This is a genomic window from Streptomyces atratus, from assembly GCF_014648655.1.
Classification (GTDB): Bacteria; Actinomycetota; Actinomycetes; order Streptomycetales; family Streptomycetaceae; genus Streptomyces; species Streptomyces atratus.
In genome coordinates this window covers 1-16928 of the sequence record NZ_BMRN01000036.1, presented here as the reverse complement: position 1 = coordinate 16928, position 16928 = coordinate 1, and the positions used below count along the sequence as shown (strand labels likewise).

Sequence of the window (16928 nt, the reverse complement as noted above, 5' to 3'; positions counted from 1 at the left end):
CCACCGTCGCGGTGGGGGCGTACGCCGTCATCCGGCCGGCGCGAACTGTGCGTTGATCGCCGCCATCATCAGGTCCGCGATGTTCTGCGCCAGTTTGGCGGGGGTCGGGTGGTCGAACACCGCCCGTACCGGTACGTCGACCCGCAATGCTTTCCGCAGCCTTGACGCGACCTGAGTGGCGAGCAGCGAATGCCCGCCCAGCTGGAAGAAGTTGTCGTGGACGCCGATGCGTTCGATGCCCAGGAGCTCCGTCCAGACGGCCGTGATGTGCCGCTCGACGGTGTTGCGAGGCGCCGTGTAGGACGTTCCGAGGTCCGGCCGCCTGCCGTCCGGGACCGGCAGCGCCGCCCGGTCCACCTTGCCGTTCGCGGTCAGCGGCAGCCGCTCCAGCACCATGAACGCCGCCGGGACCATGTAGTCGGGCAGATGGCACCCGAGGTGCGCGTGCAGTTCCGCGATGCTCGGAGCGTCCGCTCCCGCGGCCACCAGGTAGGCCACCAGCCGCTTGTCGCCGGTCGTGTCCTCGCGGACGATCACGGCGACCTCGCCGACACCGGGATGGGTGAGCAAGTTGGCCTCGATCTCGCCCAGTTCGATGCGGTTGCCGCGGATCTTGACCTGGTGGTCGATCCTGCGCAGGAACTCCAGCTGCCCGTCCGGCCGCCACCGGACCAGGTCGCCGGTGCGGTACACTCGCCCGCCCACCTCCTCGGCCTCGAACGGGACGAACCGCTCCCGCGTCAGATCGCGGCGCCCCAGGTATCCGCGCGCCACCTGCAGGCCACCGACGAGGAGTTCACCGGGAACGCCGACCGGCTGCGGAGTGCCGTGCTGGTTCACCACGAAGCACCGGGTGTTGGCGACCGGCCTGCCGATCGGCGGAACGGCGTCCCCGGGGACGCATACGGTGGAGGTGGCGACGACCGTGGTCTCCGTGGGGCCGTAGTTGTTGACCACGCGGAACGGCAGCCGGGCGCGCGGTGGCATGCGCAGCCGGTCGCCGCCGGTCAGTACGTAGTCGAGGGTGCTGTCCGGGCCCCAGTGGAGCGCCGACAACGACTCCAGCATCGGCGTGGACAGGAACGTGGCGTGGACGCCCTGCTCGCCCAGCCAGTCCCGCAGCAGCTGCGGGGCGAGCCGGACCTTCTCGGCGGCGACGCAGCAGGTCGCACCCCTGGTGAGGCCGAGCCACAGCTCCCACGCCGCCGCGTCGAATGCGATCCCCGCGAGCAGTGCGATCCGCTGCCCCGGCTCAAGGCCGTACTCGCCCGCCGTCCAGTGGACCAGATTGATCAGGCTGCGGTGCTCGACCTGGACACCCTTGGGCCGGCCGGTGGAGCCGCTGGTGTAGATGAGATAGGCCAGGTTGTGAGAGGCGGCGGCCGGCTCCGGGTCGGTGACCGGATCGCCGTCCAGCGGGCCCCCTTCGGCGTCGCACTCGTCGAGCAGCAGCAGGGGGACGCCGGACGGGATCCGGTCCGCGTACGCGGCGTGGGTGAGGACGACCGGGGTCTGCGTGTCCCGCACCATGTACGCCAGCCGCTCGACGGGGTACTCCGGGTCCAGCGGCACGTACGCCGCCCCGGCCTTCAGCACCGCCAGCTCCGCCGTCACCAGATCGGCCCCGCGGCCCAGACACACCGCCACCGGCATGTCCGGCCGCGCCCCGTACCGGGTCCGCAGGTGGTGGGCGATCCGGTTGGCGCGCGCGTTCAGCTCGCCGTAAGTCAATGTGGCCTGCGGCCACTCGACGGCCACGGTGTCCGGCTGCTGGGCCGCCCGCTCCTCGAAGAGGCCGTGCAGGGTGGCCGTGTCCGGACAGGCGGCGGCGGTGTCGTTCCACTCGATGAGTGATTTCCGCCGCTCGGCAGGGGTGAGCATGCACAGCTGCGACAGCCGGGCCCCGGGGGCGTCGGCGACCGCCTCCAGCAGCGTGCCCAAGTGGCCGGCCAGCCGGTCGACGGTGTCCCGTTCGAAGAGGTCGGTGCGGTACTCCAGGGTCCCGCGCAGGCTGCCGGCCGGGCCCTCGGACATCATCAGACTCAGGTCGAACTTGGCGTCCGGCAGTGTCACCGCGAACGGCTCCACCTCCAGCCCCGGCAGGCTCCACGTGTGGCCGTCCGGCGTGTTCTGCAGAGCGAACAAGATCTGGAACAGTGGGTTTCGCGACGGGTCGCGGTCGGGCGCCAGCTCCTCCACCAGGCGTTCGAAGGGGAGATCCTGGTGATCGTACGCGCCGAGCGCGGTGTCCTTGACCCGGTCGATGAGCTTGGTGAAGGCGGGGTCGCCGGACAGATCGGTGCGCATCACCAGGGTGTTGACGAAGAAGCCGATCAGCTCCTCGGTCTCGGCCCGGTTGCGGCCGGCGATCGGGCTGCCGACCGCGATGTCGTCCTGCATGCTGTACTTGGCCAGAAGCACCTGGAACGCCGCCAGGAGCACCATGTACAGGCTCGCGTCGTTCGCCGTCGCCGCCGCCCGCAGTCGCGTGGCGACCCCCGCCGGGACCTCGAACGCCACGGTGGAGCCGCCTTCGGGCGGCCCCGCCGGACGGCGGTGGTCGCTCGGCAGCTCCAGCGGCTCCAGCCCGGTGAGCCGGTCCCGCCAGTACGCCAGTTGCTCCTCCAGCACGCCACCGGCCAGTCGCTCTCGTTGCCACACGGAGAAGTCCGCGTACTGAAACGGCAGTTCGGGCAGACCGGTTGGCGCCACCCCCGATACCGCCGCCTGGTACCTCTCGCGCAGCTCCCGCGCCATGACTCCCTCCGACCATCCATCGGCGGCGATGTGGTGCACCGTCAGCAGGAGGTACGCCTCGTTGTCGGCGAGCCGCACCAGACGGGCGCGCAGTAGCGGACCCGTTGCCAGATCGAACGGCTGACCCGCCTCGGTCTCCGCGAACCGCCGTGCCGCCGAGCTCCTTTCCTCCGTATCGACGACGTGGCGCAGGTCGTGGACGGTTGCTTCCACCGGCATCGGGGGGTCGATGACCTGCCCCGGCTCACCGTCCTGGGGGACGAACCGGGTCCGCAGGATCTCGTGCCGTGCCACCATTCCGGTGAGCGCCGCGTCCAGCGCCGCCACATCCAGTACGCCACGGACGTGCAGCGCGAACGGTACGACGTACTCGGCGCGTCCCGGCTCCAGCTGGTCCAGGAACCACAGCCGCTGCTGGGCGGAGCTCAGTGGCAGCGGACCGCCGGTCCGGGAAGCGGGCGTGATGCGATCCGCATCGTCCGTGTCGAGCTCCGCCACGACGGCCGCCAGCGCGGCGACCGTCGGCGCCGCGAACACGGCCCGTACCGGCACCTCCACGCCGAGTGCGGTCCGCAGCCGCGAGGTGACCTGCGTGGCCAGCAGCGAATGGCCTCCCAGCTCGAAGAAGTTGTCGTCGACACTGGTGACGTCCGTGTCCAGAACCTGTGACCAGGCCGCCGCCACCGCGCGCTCGGCCGGTGTGCGCGGCGCGACGTTCTCCCCGGGCGAGCGGGGCCCGGGCGCGGGCAGCGCACGCCGGTCCACCTTGCCGTTCGCGGTGAGCGGCAGCCGGTCCAGCACCACGAAGGCGGACGGCACCATGTAGTCGGGCAGATCGCGGCGCAACCGGGCGCGCAGTCCCTCGGTGGTCGGTGCCGGCCCGTCCGGGATGACGTACGCCACCAGGCGCTTGTCTCCCGGGATGTCCTCACGCAGGACGACGGTCGCGCCCGTGACGTCGGGACCGGCCAGCAGCACCGATTCGATCTCGCCCGGTTCGATGCGGTGACCGCGCAGCTTCACCTGGTCGTCGAGCCGTCCCAGGAACTCCAGCTGCCCGTCGGGCAGCCACCGCACCCGGTCCCCGGTGCGGTAGACCCGCCGGGGTGTGCCGTCGATGTCCACGGTGATGAACCGCTCCGCCGTCTGCTGTGGCAACCCCTGGTAGCCGCGTGCCAACCCGGCACCACCGACCAGGAGTTCACCCGGGACTCCGATCGGCACCGGCCGGTCGTGCCGGTCGACGACATGGACGACGGTGTTGCGTACCGGCCGGCCGATCGGCGGCACCGGTACCCCCGGCACCACCTCGGCGGATGTCGTGACCACCGTCGACTCGGTCGGCCCGTAATTGTTGACGACGCGGAACGGCAGCCGCAGCCCGGTCGGCAGACGCAGCGCATCACCGCCGGTGAGGACGTACGCCAGTGAGGTCGTCTCCGGCCAGTCCAGCGCGGCCAGCGCCTCCAGCATGGGTGTGGAGAGAAATGTGCCGTGCACCCGCCGCCCGGCCAGCCAGCGCTGGAGCAGCTCAGGCGTGCGCCGCACCGTGTCGTCGGGGACGCACACGGTGGCACCGGCCGCCAGCGCGGGCCACAGCTCCCACGCCGCCGCGTCGAAGCCGATTCCCGCGAGATGCGCGACCCGGCGGCCCGGCGCCGCGCCGAAGCTCTCCACCGTCCAGTGGATCAGGTTGACCAGGCTTCGGTGCTCGATCTGTACCCCCTTGGGGCGGCCGGTGGAGCCGCTGGTGTAGATCAGATAGGCCAGGTCGTGCGGGGCGGCGGCGGGTTCCGGGTCGTGCGGCGCCAGATCCTGGATGCGCGGCCAGTCCCGGTCGGTGAGGAAGCGATGGGGTGTGCGGGGCAGCCGGGCCGTGTGCGCGGCGTCGGTCACCACGTGCGCAGCTCCGGAGTCCTCGATCATGAACGCGAGCCGGTCCGCCGGCAGCTCCGGGTCAAGGGGCACGTACGCGGCCCCCGACTTCAGCGCCGCGAGCAGCGCGGTGATCTGGTCGGGCCCGCGCTCCAGGCAGACGGCAACCACCCGGCCGGGCCCGGCACCGAGCGACCGCAGGTGCCGGGCGAGCCGATTGGCACGCTCGTTCAGCTCCCGGTACGTCAGCTCCCCGGTCTCCGACCGTACCGCTGCCGTACCGGGCAGTTGCGCGGCGCGCTCCTCGACGAGCCGGTGCGCCGTCGTGGCGGTGTCCGGGGAGAGGGACGACGTCCCGGACCACTCGGTCAGCACGCGCCGGCGCTCGGCGCCGACCAGCACCTCCAGCTCCGACAGCCGCTGCCTCCGGCCCGAGACCGCCGCTTCGAGCAGCGTGGTGAAGTGACCGGCCAGTTGTCTCGCCGTCGCGCGTTCGAACAGGTCCACGGCGAACACGAGATTTCCGTCGAGCGAACCGTCGGGCCGTTCGGTCAGGAACAGCGTCAGGTCGAACTTGGCCTCCTCCGTCCGCACCGCGAACGGCTCCACCTCAAGACCCGGTAGCTCCCACGCGTTCCCGTCCGGTGTGTTCTGGAGCACGAACATGGTCTGGAACAGTGGGGTGCGCGACAGATCCCGCTCCGGCGCCAGTTCCTCCACCAGCCGCTCGAACGGCAGCTCCTGGTGGTCGTACGCACCGAGTGCGGTGTCCCTGACCCGGTCGAGCAGATCACCGAAGGTCGGATCGCCGGACAGGTCGGTGCGCATCACGAGGGTGTTGACGAAGAAGCCGATCAGCTCCTCGGTCTCGGCCCGGCTGCGACCGGCGACCGGGCTGCCGACCGCGATGTCCTCCTGCCCGCTGTACTTTGCCATGAGCAGCTGGAACACCGCCAGCAGGGACATGAACAGGCTGGCGCCGTGCCCCGCCGCCGTCCGCCGGGCCACTTCGACCACGTCGGCGGGCACGGTGAAGGCGACCGCGTCACCGCGGCCCGACCGCTCGGCCGGACGGCGGTGGTCGGTCGGCAGCTCCAGCGGCTGGAGGCCGGCGAGCCGGTCGCGCCAGTACGCTGCCTGCCCGTCCAACGCCGGCCCGTCCAGGGCCTCCCGCTGCCAGGCCGCGAAGTCCGCGTACTGGAGCTCCAGCGGTACGAGACCGGCTTCACGGCCCGCGACCGCCGCCCCGTACAGTTCCCGCAGCTCCCGTGCCAGGACACCCTCCGACCAGCCGTCGGAGACGATGTGGTGCAGCGCGATCAGCAGCAGCCACTCCTCCTCGGCGACACGCACCGCCACCGCTCGCAGCAGCGGCCCCGCCGCCAGGTCGAACGGCATTCCCGCCGCCCCGCGCAGGATGCCGAGCGCCGCGTCGCCACCGAGGCCCCGTGCGTCGCGCACCTCGACGGCCACTTCTCGCGGCGCCTCGACGATCTGGACCGGACGGCCTGTGCCGTCCGCCACGAACCGGGTCCGCAGGATCTCGTGCCGGGCCACCAGCGCCGTCAGCGCGGCTCCGAACACGTCCGGTGCGAAGCGGCCCGTGACCCGCAGCCCGGCAGGGACGACGTACTCCGCTCGTCCCGGCTCCAACTGGTCCAGGAACCAGAGCCGTTGCTGGGCGAACGACAGTGGCAGCGGCCCCGCCGACCGGTCCGCGCGCGGCATCGTCGTCACCGTGCCCGGGGCGAGCGCGTCGAGGGCGGTCGCCAGCAGCGCGGGGGTCGACGCCTCGAACAGGGTGCGGTGGGACACGTCCACGCCCAGGTCCCGACGCAGCCGGAAAGCGACCCGGGCGGCCAGCAGAGAGTGCCCGCCCAGCTCGAAGAAGTCGTCGTCGATGCCCACCGGGTCTACGCCCAGCAACTCGGCCCAGATACCGACGACCGCCACCTGCGTCGCTGTGCTGGGCGCCGTGTACGCCACGGGCAGCTCCGGGCGGTGGCCCTGCGGCGCAGGCAGCGCCTTACGGTCCACCTTGCCGTTCGGCGTCAGAGGAAGCCGCTCCAGCGTCACGTACCGGGCGGGCACCATGTGCTCCGGCAGAACCCGCGCCAGGGCCCGGCGCAGACCGGACGCCGCCGGACCGGCATCGCCCGCCGCCACCAGATACGCCACCAGGCGCTTGTCGCCCGGGACGTCCTCGCGGACCACGACGGTCGCCGCCGCCACGCCCGGCCGGGCGAGCAGGGCGTTCTCGATCTCGCCCAGTTCCACCCGGTGGCCGCGCAGCTTGACCTGGTCGTCGATCCGGCCGAGGTAGACCAGTTGCCCGTCCGGCAGCCACTTCACCAGGTCCCCGGTGCGGTACACCCGGGCGTCCGGATCCGCCGAGAACGGGTGGGGCACGAACCGCTCCGCCGTCAGATCGGGCCGCCCCAGATAGCCGAGGGCCACGTTCACCCCGCCGATCAGCAACTCGCCCGGCACGCCCGCCGGCTGGACCTCGCCGTGCGCGTCGACCACGAAGACTTCGGTGTTGTCGATCGCGCGGCCCATCGGCACGTGCTCCGCCGCGGGGTCCACCGACACCGTCCGGCTGACCACGTTGCCCACGGTCGCCTCGGTCGGCCCGTACTCGTTGACGACGGCCGTGTCGTCCGCGCCGCTCACCAGCACCCGGTGGGTCAGCGCCGGTGTCAGGTTCTCGCCGCCCGCCACCACCGTCGCGATGCCGTGCCGCAACCCGCCCCGCTCCAGCCGGGCGGCCAACAGCTCCAGATGGGAGGGCGTCGCCTTGAGGAAGCTGATCCGCGCGCCGCACGCCACGAGATCCAAGGCCGCGTCGAACACCGTCTGCCCAGGACCTGGGATCGGTATCGTCAGGCGCAGCCCCTGCACCAGCGGGAGGAATAGCGCGGTGACCGTCAGGTCGAAGGCCGCCGACGAGCACAGCAACGAGCCGATTTCGGCACCGGGCGCGGCCGGATAGTTGCGGTCGCACCAGTGCAGGTAGTTGACGACACCCCGGTGCGCCACACGGACGCCCTTGGGACGGCCCGTCGAGCCAGAGGTGTAGATGACGTAGGCCAGGTCGTCGGCGCTTGCTTCGACCACCGGGGCCGAGCTGTCGCCGTCCGGCCAGCCACTGTCGGTGAGCAGCAGTTCGGGTCCCGGCGCGAACAGGGAGGCGTGTGCGGACTGCGTGACCACCACGGGCGCCGCACTGTCACCGACCATGTAGCGCAGCCGCTCGGCCGGATAGGACGGGTCCAACGGCACATACGCGGCACCGGACTTGAGTACCCCGAGCAGGGCGCACACCAGATCGGCGCCGTGGTCCAGGCACACCGCGACCAGCGCGCCGGGTCCGACGCCCCGCTCGCCGAGGCGGCGCGCGAGCCGGTTCGCCCGCTCGTCCAGCGCACGGTAGGTCAGCAGCTGCCCGCCATGCTCCAGGGCGACCGCGTTCGGCTGCCGGGTGGCCCGCTCCTCGACCAGCCGGTGGACGGTCGACGTGTCCGGGAACGCGGAGCGGGCGCCGTTCCACTCGGTGAGGATCCGCGCCCGCTCAGTCGCCGTCAGCATCTCCAGCGCGGCCTGCCGCGTCCCCGGTGCCTCGGCGGCGGACCGGGCGAGGACGCCGAAGTGGTCCGCCAGGCGCTCCGCCGTGGCCCGGTCGAACAGGTCCGTGCGGTAGCCCAGGACACCACGCAGCGCGTCGCCGTCGGCGGCGAGTTCCAGGGTGACCTGCGCCGTGGGCGCGAGCATGGCCGGAGCCTCGCCTGCCGCGTGCCACGCGAAGCACGGGGCATCGTCCAGCGCACCGCCGGCCGCCTCCGTGAGCCGCGCGTAGGGCAGGCCGCGCCGCGCACGCAGGGCCGTCGCGACGTGTGTCAGCGCGTCCTCGAACAACGGGTCGCCGTCCGGGCCCCGTACGGCCCGTACCAGTCCGTCGTCGCCCCACACGACCACCGGGACATCGCCCCGGCCCGAGTGCCGTGCGACCAGTGCCTGGAACACCGTCAGCAGGACCGTCGGCAGATCCGTCCCCCGCTCGTGCGCCGTCGCGGACAGCGCCTTTGCCGTCATGGCGGGTACGTCGAAGACGACCCGGTCCGAGGGACCCGGCCCGTCGTCCGACGGGCGCCGGTCCGCCGGCAGTTCCAGCCGCTCCAGGCCCGCCAGCGCGTGCCGCCACTCCTCCACCTGGTGATCAGCCACCGTTCACTCCCCATCGTCAGCACGTTGTCAGCGGTACAAGCGGTACAAGCGGTTCGGCGCCGGAAGGACGTCCGCGGTGAGCACGTTAGGACGCGGGCACGGGCGCCCCCAGTGGGCACAAGTGACGCCCCGGCGGCTGGCCACAAGTGCCCAGTGCCGCGGGGGAACACCGCTGGCCACGATGGACGACGTCACCCGCCGACAGCCCGGACGTCCGGAGCCGACTCCCCGAAGTGCCGCCGAACGTCCGCAAGACGGAAGGGACTTCGGAGAATCGATCAGGGCAGGGCATGACCCGGATGACCGGCCCGATCGCAGTGATCGCGGCCCCTACGGTGTCGAGAGGAAAGCCGTTCGTGTACCAGCGTCACCAGCCCCCGGAGAGCCCGCCCCGCGTGGTCCTGAGCACCATCCCCTCGGACGCGCACACCTGGAACCTGCTGTTCCTCCACCTCTTGCTGGAGGAACAGGGATGGGAGGTCACCAACCTCGGTGCCTGCGTCCCGGTCGACACCCTGGTCACCGAGTCCGCCGCACGGCCCCCCGACCTCATCGTCGTGAGCACCGTCAACGGCCACGGCGCCGAGGAGGCCCCGGCCCTGGCCCGCGCGGTGCGTGCCGTGCCCGCCCTGGTCCGGGTGCCGCTCGTCATCGGCGGCAAGCTCGACACCGAGGGGTCCGTCGACCCTGACGCCCATCCCGCGCTCACCGAGGCCGGCTTCGATGCCGTCCTGATCGGGCCGAACGCCGTGCCGCGCCTGCTTGCCCTGCTCGACTCCCTTTCGCAGCGCGGGCACGGAAGGGCCTACGCCGATGCCGTCCGCTGATCCCGCCCGCGGCAGCGCGACGCCGCGCCCCGGCCCCGCCCACGGTGGGGCCTTCCACCGCTTCATGGCCGACGCCGCACGCTCCGGCACGCTCGTCGTCCAGCCCCGTATGGGGTTCGCCGACCCCGCCAGGATGCGCGCGGGACTGCTCGCCACCCGTGGCGCCGCCGCCACCACCGTCGGCACCCTCACCCTCGACAGCTTCACCCGTGTCGGCGACTACGCCGCCGCCGCCCGCGCCGCTGCCCAGGGGCACCCGCTCAACGGATACCCGCTCGTGAGCATGCCCGTCGCCACTACCACCGGGCTGCTCGACGGCGTCCATGGCGAGGACTTCCCCGTCCAGGTGCGGCACGGCTCCGCGCGGCCCGGCCGCATCGTCGAGGCACTGATCGGCGCCGGGCTCGACGCCACCGAGGGCGGCCCCGTCTCCTACTGCCTGCCCTACGGGCGTACCTCGCTGGCAACGTCCGTACGGGCATGGCGCGAGGCGTGCCGCACGCTCGCCGCGCTCCGGGTGTCCGGCGTCGAACCGCACCTGGAGAGCTTCGGCGGCTGCATGCTGGGCCAGCTCTGCCCGCCCTCGCTGCTCATCGCCCTCTCCGTACTGGAAGGGATGTTCTTCCGGCAGCACGGCCTGCGCAGCGTCTCCCTGAGCTACGCCCAGCAGACCAGCGCGGAGCAGGACGAGGAAGCCGTTCACGCGCTGCGCGCCCTGGCCGCCGACCATCTCCCGGACACCTCCTGGCACGTGGTCGTCTACGCCTACATGGGCGTCTATCCGGAGACCAGGACCGGCGCGCTGGCCCTCGTCGCGGACGCCGCCCGGCTCGCGGTACGGACCGGAGCCGCGCGCCTCATCGTCAAGACGGCCGCCGAGGCCGCCCGTATTCCGTCGGTCGCCGAGAACGTCACGGCGCTGGAGACGGCGACGAACGCCGCGCGGTCCGTGCGGCGCACCGCACCACCGCCGTCCACCGGCGTCGAGGAGGAGGCCCGCGCTCTCGTGGAGGCCGTCCTCGGCCTGCACGACGACCTCGGGCAGGCCCTGATCCGGGCCTTCGCCCGTGGCTACCTCGACGTCCCCTTCTGCCTGCACCCCGACAACGCGGGCCGCACCCGCAGCGTCATCTCCGAGCAGGGCCGGCTGGAGTGGTCCCGTACCGGCTCCTTGCCGCTCGGCCCCACCGCCGCCGTGCACAGCTCCCGCCGTCTGACCTCGTCGGGACTGATGTACGCGCTCCAGCACGTCAAGACCCGCTACGACGCGCCCGCCGTCTCGCTCGCCCGAGCGAGCTGACCGCTCGTCACCCCCCTCCGAAGCCCTTCTCGGGCCAGTGAACCGTACGTCGACCGGACAAGGACCGACATGACACTCCAGATCGATCATTCCCTGGCGTTCGCCGCCGCTCCCGCCCTGCCCTCGCCGCTGGAACACCTGCGTGACCCGCGCACCAGGGCGGCCCTACGCGTCCAGCAGGCCCTGGTCGCGGGTGCCCGCGCCTACCTGCGTGCCGATGACGCGGTGGAAATGGCCCACCCGATCATCGGTCCCGTCACCGACCCCGGCTCGCGCGGCGCCAAGCAGGTCGACGTCGACTTCTACGGCCACCGCTACAAGCTGATGACCAGCGCCATCCTCTACAAGCAGGCGTCCCTGCTGGCGTACGACCGCATCTTCCTCATCGCGCCCAACGTCCGCCTGGAACCGGTGGAGACCAGCACGACCAACCGTCACCTCGCCGAGTTCCGGCAGATCGACGTCGAGTACGCGGGCGCCACCCGCGACGACGCCATGGACATCGCCGAGGGTCTCGTCCGCCATGCGGTCACCACCGTCGCCGACGAGTGCGGCGCCGAACTCGCCGTACTGGGCCGCGATCCCGACACCCTGCGCCGGTTCGTCGCCCGGCCGTTCGCCCGTGTGCCGCACGGCGAGGTCGTCGAGCGGCTGCGCCGCGACGGCTACCCGCAGGCCGAAGGCACGGAGATCGAGTGGGAGGCCGAGGAGCGCGTCTCCCGCCAGGCCGAAGCCCCGTTCTTCGTCGTCGGCTACCCCAAGGGCTCTCGCGGCTTCTACGACAAGGAGAGCCCGGCCGAGCCCGGCACCCTGCTCAACTTCGACCTGATCGCACCCGAGTCCTGCGGTGAACTGTGCAGCGGCAGCGAGCGCGAGAGTGAATACGCCGCCCTGGTCACCCGGATGCGGGAGACCGGCGAGAACCCCGCCAAGTACGCCTGGTACCTCGATGTCGCCCGGCACGGCATTCCCCGGAGCGGGGGCTTCGGCATCGGCCTGGAACGCCTCACCCGCTGGGTCGCCGGCCTCGACTCCGTATGGCAGGCCACCGCCTTCCCGAAGCTCGCGGGGGTCGTGTCCCCGTGACGTACCTGACCGCACCCGGCCTGCCCGAGGACGCCATCCGCGCCCGTGCCCGCGACGGATCCGCCGCCGTCTTCCCGCCCCTCGACAGCTACGGCACCGCCGTCTTCGGCGGGACGCGCGAGCCGGGCGACGAGATCGACGCCCTGCGCCTGGCGCCGCCTGTCTTCATGCCCGGCCGCCTCGCCCAGCTCATCGAACTCGGGCGCGAGCCCCTCTACTCCGACGTCCGCCTCACCACCGGCCTCGGCGGCTTCGACGCCCCGCTGCCGGTGTACGTGTCGGCCCTTGGCTCCACCCGCGTCGCCGGTACCAGCCTCGCCCTCAGCCGCCAGGCCGGGCGCCTCGGCATCCCCATGGTCATCGGGGAGAACGTCGCCCCGATGAACGGCTTCCGCAGTAGCGGCGACGACCACCGCAAGGGACTGCTGGAACGCATCCTCGCCTACTGCGAGGAACTGCCCGACGGCGTCGGCGGCCTCTGCGTCCAGCAGAGCACCGAGGACGCCGACTCCGAGGTCTGGAACCACGTCTACAGCGACTCCGCCGTTTCCGGACTCCTCGCCTCGGGCCGCCTCGGCTTCGAGATGAAGGTCGGTCAGGGCGCCAAGCCAGGACTCGGCGGCCTCACCATGATCAGCGAGGCGGTCGCCGCCGACCTCGAAGGACAGTACGCCGTCGAACGCCTCACAGACGGCGGAGCGGTCCTGCGCTGCTCCAGCCCCGGTACCTTCACCGACGAGATCTTCCGCCGGCAGATCCAGCTCATGCGCAACAACTACCCGCGCGCCCGCTGCTGGGTGAAGCTCTTCCCCGGCAGGGACGTCGGCCACGCCGCAGACATCGCCTGGGATTCGGGTGCCCACGCCGTCACCGTCGACGGAGCCGAGGGCGGCACCGGGTGGGCCCCCACCGGCTTCCTGGGCCATGTCGGGCTGCCGCTGGCCGAGTGCCTGCGCCGCGTCGAACCCGCCGGCCGCACCCTGCTCGCCAGCGGACGCGTCTGGGACGGTATCCGCGCCGTGAAACTGCTCGCCCTCGGCGCCCGCGCCGTCGGCCTCGGCCGCGCCGCGCTGGTAGCCGCCGACGAGGACCCCGTACACGGACTCGAACGCCTCCTGGACGCCATGGCCCTGGAGATGCGCATGGCCGTCAGCTCCCTCGGCAGGTACGCGGCGGACGAGACCGGCCCCGAGGACCTGTGGAGGCCCGAGTCGTGATCTACGAGCACACGTACGAGATAGTCACCGACGACCTCTTCGTCCGCCTGCCGCGGATGGCACCGGGCGCCGAGGTCTTCCTCAAGATCGAGGGGCTCAACCCGGCCGGCTCCGTCAAGCTCAAGACGGCACTGAGCCTGGTCGAGACCGCCGAGCACCGTGGCGTACTCACCCCCGGAGCCCGCGTCATCGAATCATCCTCCGGGAACCTCGGCATCGCCCTCAGCTCCATCTGCGCCACCAAGGGATACGCCTTCACCTGCGTGGTCGACCCCAACACCAACGCAACCAGCATCGACCACATGCGCGCCCTCGGCGCCGAGGTCGTCGTCGTGGACACCGTCGACGCCAACGGCGGCTTCCTCCAGTCCCGCATCGCCCACATCCGGCGCCGCGTCGAGGCCGACCCCGCCATGGTGTGGCTCAACCAGTACGCCAACCCGGCCAACCCCCGCGCCCACTACGAGCAGACCGCGCGCGCCCTGCTCAAGGAGCTCCAGCAGATCGACTACCTGTTCGTCGGCGCGGGCTCCACCGGCACGTTCGTCGGCTGCTCGCGGTACCTGCGCGAGTTCTCCCCGGACACCCGGATCGTCGCCGTGGACGCCGTCGGCTCTGTCATCTTCGGGGCACCGCCCGAACCCCGCCTCATCCCCGGAATCGGCGCCAGCCGCGTCCCCGAGCTCTTCGAACCCGGCCTTGCCGACGACGTCGTGCTCGTCGCCGAGGAGAACGCGGTCCACGAGTGCCGACTGCTCGCCCGCACTCACGGCCTCCTGGTCGGAGGCTCCACCGGATCCGTCCTGGCCGCGATCCGCCAGTACGCCGACGCGTTCCCCGCCGGCTCCCGTATCGCCGCGATCTCACCCGACCTGGGCGAGCGCTACCTCGGCACGGTCTACAACGACGCCTGGGTGGAAGAACACCTCGGTGTCCTCGCGTGACCACCACCGCCCCGCGCCCCGCCCGCGAAAGGGAATGCCGATGTCTGCTTTTCATGTGATAGATGGCGCCGTCGCCCGAGACGTCATCACCTCCGCACCGTCCGAGATCCTGGAGATCGTGCGGGACACCTACCTCCAGCACAGCCGCGGCGACACCGTGAACCCCGACAGCTACTTCCTGCGCTTCCCCGAGAACCCCGGCGCCCGCATCATCGCCCTCCCCGCCCACCTGGGCGGCGAGGCACCGGTCTCCGGCCTGAAGTGGATCGCCAGCTACCCGGAGAACGTACGGCAGAACCTGCCCCGCGCCTCCGCGGTCCTGCTCCTCAACGACGCCGAGACCGGATACCCGTTCGCCTGCCTGGAGGCGTCCCGCATCAGCGCCGCCCGTACGGCGGCCTCCGCCGCACTCGCCGTGGAGACCCTGGCCCCCGACGACGCGCCCCGCACGGTGCTCTTCGTCGGCGCCGGCGTCATCGGCCGTACGGTCTCCGACTTCCTCGCGGCCCGTGGACTCAACGTCGGCGAGTGTCTCGTCCACGACCATGTGGACTCGTACGCCGAGAAGTTCGCCACCTACGCGGCCGAAGCCCACGGGTGGCAGGCCAGAGCGGTCTCCGAGATCGACGCGGCCCTGGCCACCGCCGACCTGGTGGTCCTCGCGACCACCGCGCCGGCGCCGTGGCTGGCGGACGGCCAGCCCCTGCTTCCGGACCAGCTCATCCTGAACCTGTCCCTGCGCGACATCCACCCCACAGTCATGATCAAGTGCCACAACGTCCTCGACGACATCGACCACTGCCTCACCGCTCAGACCTCACCCCACCTCACCGAGACGGAGTACGGCACCCGCGACTTCATCGACGGCACCCTCGCCGACGTCCTGTGCGGCAAGGTCATCCTCGACCGGGACCGCCCCATCGTCTTCTCCCCGTTCGGCCTCGGCGTCCTGGACCTGGCGGTCGGCTGCCACATCTACCGGACAGCCCTGGAAAGCGGCCGTGCCACCGAAGTTCCCGGCTTCTTCCCGGAGCTGACACGGTGGTGAGCTGACCAGACTGTCGCAGTCGACGTTTCGCCCCGGCCCCGGGCTCCTCCCGCAGTAGGCGGAGGGAGCCCGGGGCCGGGGCGTTCGGTATGGGCCGCGCCGCCGGCGGCGCGGACGGCATCGGGTGAGGGGCCTGCACACGAACACGGGCCCGCACCCGATGAGGAGGCCTGCAATGGTGAGGGGCCTGCCGCGTTCGGCAGGCCCCTCACCGGAAACCGTCGGCGCCGCCCCTGACAACCGGCAGCCGCCCCCCGCACGAGCGGAGGGCGGCTTCGGGCGGCGTGATACCCGTCAGACCGGCAGCAGTAGCCCCGCCTCCCGGCCGAAGCCGTCCGTCACGGCCTCTCGCACCACGGCGACCAGCACGGACAGTTGCTCCTCACCCTTGACCATCTCCATGTGGCGACCCGGCATCGGACGGATGTCCAGACCCATCGGGTAGAGCTCGCGCCAGTGCGTGATGTACCGCGCCTGCGGCACCTCGTCGCCGCTGCCTTCGCGCACAGTGTCGCTGACAAACAGCGTTGCCGGGGCCGCCGACCCCACGGGCCGGTAGGCGGCGAGCGAGCGCACCTCGGTCTCCAGCACCGAGTAGGGCAACCACTCGTCCAGCGTGATCGCGTCTTCCTCGATATTCATTTCCGGGGCCAGGCGCTTCATCTCCCCTTCGGTACACGCGCGCTGGACACCGGACTCGTCCTGACCCCGCTGCCACAAGGCGTTCACCCGGCGGTACACCTCTGCGTGCCGCTGGAACCGGTCCTGCTGGTCGTCGCCGGTCACCGCCGGCTCCAGCAGGAGAAGCGCGGCCACCGCCTGCGGGGCCCGCACCCCCATCGCGTGCGCGATCACGGCACCGGTCGACCACCCGAGGATCGTGCACGGGCCCTCCGGCTGCACCCGGCGGATCTCCCGCCAGTAGCGGTCCGCGATGGCCTCGAAGCCGAGGAGCGGCGACTCGCTCGCGTCCAGCCCCGGCGCCTGAATGCCGTACACGGTGAACGCCCCGGCCAGGCGCTGGGCGAGCGCCTTGTACGGATGCGTGCTCCCGCCGCCCGGGTGTACGCAGAACAGTCGGGGCAGAGTGGGGTCGGCTTCGGACGAGAGGAGTACGACCAGTCCGCCGGCGGCCCCGGTCTCCGGGGCGTCCAGCACGGCGGCCAGTTCGGCCACCGTGGGATGCCGCATGATCTGCTGAAGGGCGATCGGCAGACCCGCCTCCCGGACCCGGGAGGCCACGCGCACCGCGCTGATGGACTGCCCGCCGAGCTCGAAGAAGTTGTCGTGGATGCCGATGGTCTCGATACCGAGGATGTCGCCCCACACCGAAGCGAGGGTGCGTTCGGTGTTGGTGCGGGGGGTGGTGTAGGTGGTGGCGAGGTCGGGGCGGTGGGTTCCGGGGGTGGGGAGGGCTTTGGTGTCGACTTTGCCGTTGGGGGTGAGGGGTAGCTGGTCCAGCGTCACGTAGGTGGCGGGGATCATGTAGTCGGGGAGCTGGTGTTGGAGGTGGGTGCGTAGTTCGTGTGTGGTGGGGGTGGTGGCCCCGGGGGTGGTGGTGATGTAGGCGGTGAGTCGTTTGTCGCCGGGGGTGTCTTCGCGGAGGGTGATGGTGGTGGTGTGGATGTGGGGGTGGGTGTTGAGGGCGTT

The 16928-nt window shown here is 71.8% G+C and carries 8 protein-coding genes; 6 read left to right on the top strand and 2 right to left on the bottom strand.

Features of this window, described 5'->3' with window-relative positions:
- Window positions 1–27: 27 nt before the first annotated feature.
- The gene (locus tag IEZ15_RS33925; protein WP_189280780.1) at window positions 28–8856 is read right to left on the bottom strand and encodes a non-ribosomal peptide synthetase; all 8829 of its coding nucleotides are present in this window, start codon (window positions 8854–8856) and stop codon (window positions 28–30) included.
- Window positions 8857–9212: 356 nt separating this feature from the next.
- On the opposite strand from IEZ15_RS33925, the gene IEZ15_RS33920 reads away from it, so the two are divergent.
- The 6 genes from IEZ15_RS33920 to sbnB all read left to right on the top strand — a co-directional run bounded on the left by IEZ15_RS33920 (window position 9213) and on the right by sbnB (window position 15278).
- The gene (locus IEZ15_RS33920; protein WP_114249513.1) at window positions 9213–9683 is read left to right on the top strand and encodes a cobalamin B12-binding domain-containing protein; all 471 of its coding nucleotides are present in this window, start codon (window positions 9213–9215) and stop codon (window positions 9681–9683) included.
- Window positions 9670–10983, top strand: a complete 1314-nt coding sequence (locus tag IEZ15_RS45440) for a methylaspartate mutase (protein ID WP_229846291.1) — start codon at window positions 9670–9672, stop codon at window positions 10981–10983. Before IEZ15_RS33920 ends, IEZ15_RS45440 begins: the two co-directional genes overlap by 14 nt.
- 69 nt (window positions 10984–11052) lie before the next feature.
- Window positions 11053–12069 carry an asparagine synthetase A gene (locus tag IEZ15_RS45435; protein ID WP_229846290.1) on the top strand — a complete coding sequence of 339 codons (1017 nt, stop codon included), beginning with the start codon at window positions 11053–11055 and terminating at the stop codon, window positions 12067–12069.
- Window positions 12066–13286, top strand: coding sequence for a glutamate synthase-related protein (locus IEZ15_RS33910; protein ID WP_114248490.1), 1221 nt, complete (start codon window positions 12066–12068; stop codon window positions 13284–13286). The genes IEZ15_RS45435 and IEZ15_RS33910 overlap by 4 nt, the downstream gene beginning before the upstream one ends.
- Window positions 13283–14230, top strand: a complete 948-nt coding sequence (gene sbnA / locus IEZ15_RS33905) for a 2,3-diaminopropionate biosynthesis protein SbnA (RefSeq protein WP_189280779.1) — start codon at window positions 13283–13285, stop codon at window positions 14228–14230. Before IEZ15_RS33910 ends, sbnA begins: the two co-directional genes overlap by 4 nt.
- A gap of 40 nt (window positions 14231–14270) precedes the next feature.
- Window positions 14271–15278 carry a 2,3-diaminopropionate biosynthesis protein SbnB gene (gene sbnB / locus IEZ15_RS33900; RefSeq protein WP_189280778.1) on the top strand — a complete coding sequence of 336 codons (1008 nt, stop codon included), beginning with the start codon at window positions 14271–14273 and terminating at the stop codon, window positions 15276–15278.
- A gap of 294 nt (window positions 15279–15572) precedes the next feature.
- On the opposite strand, the gene IEZ15_RS33895 is transcribed toward sbnB, so the two are convergent.
- Window positions 15573–16928: alpha/beta fold hydrolase (locus tag IEZ15_RS33895; protein ID WP_189280777.1), on the bottom strand; the 1356-nt coding region annotated here is incomplete at its 5' end.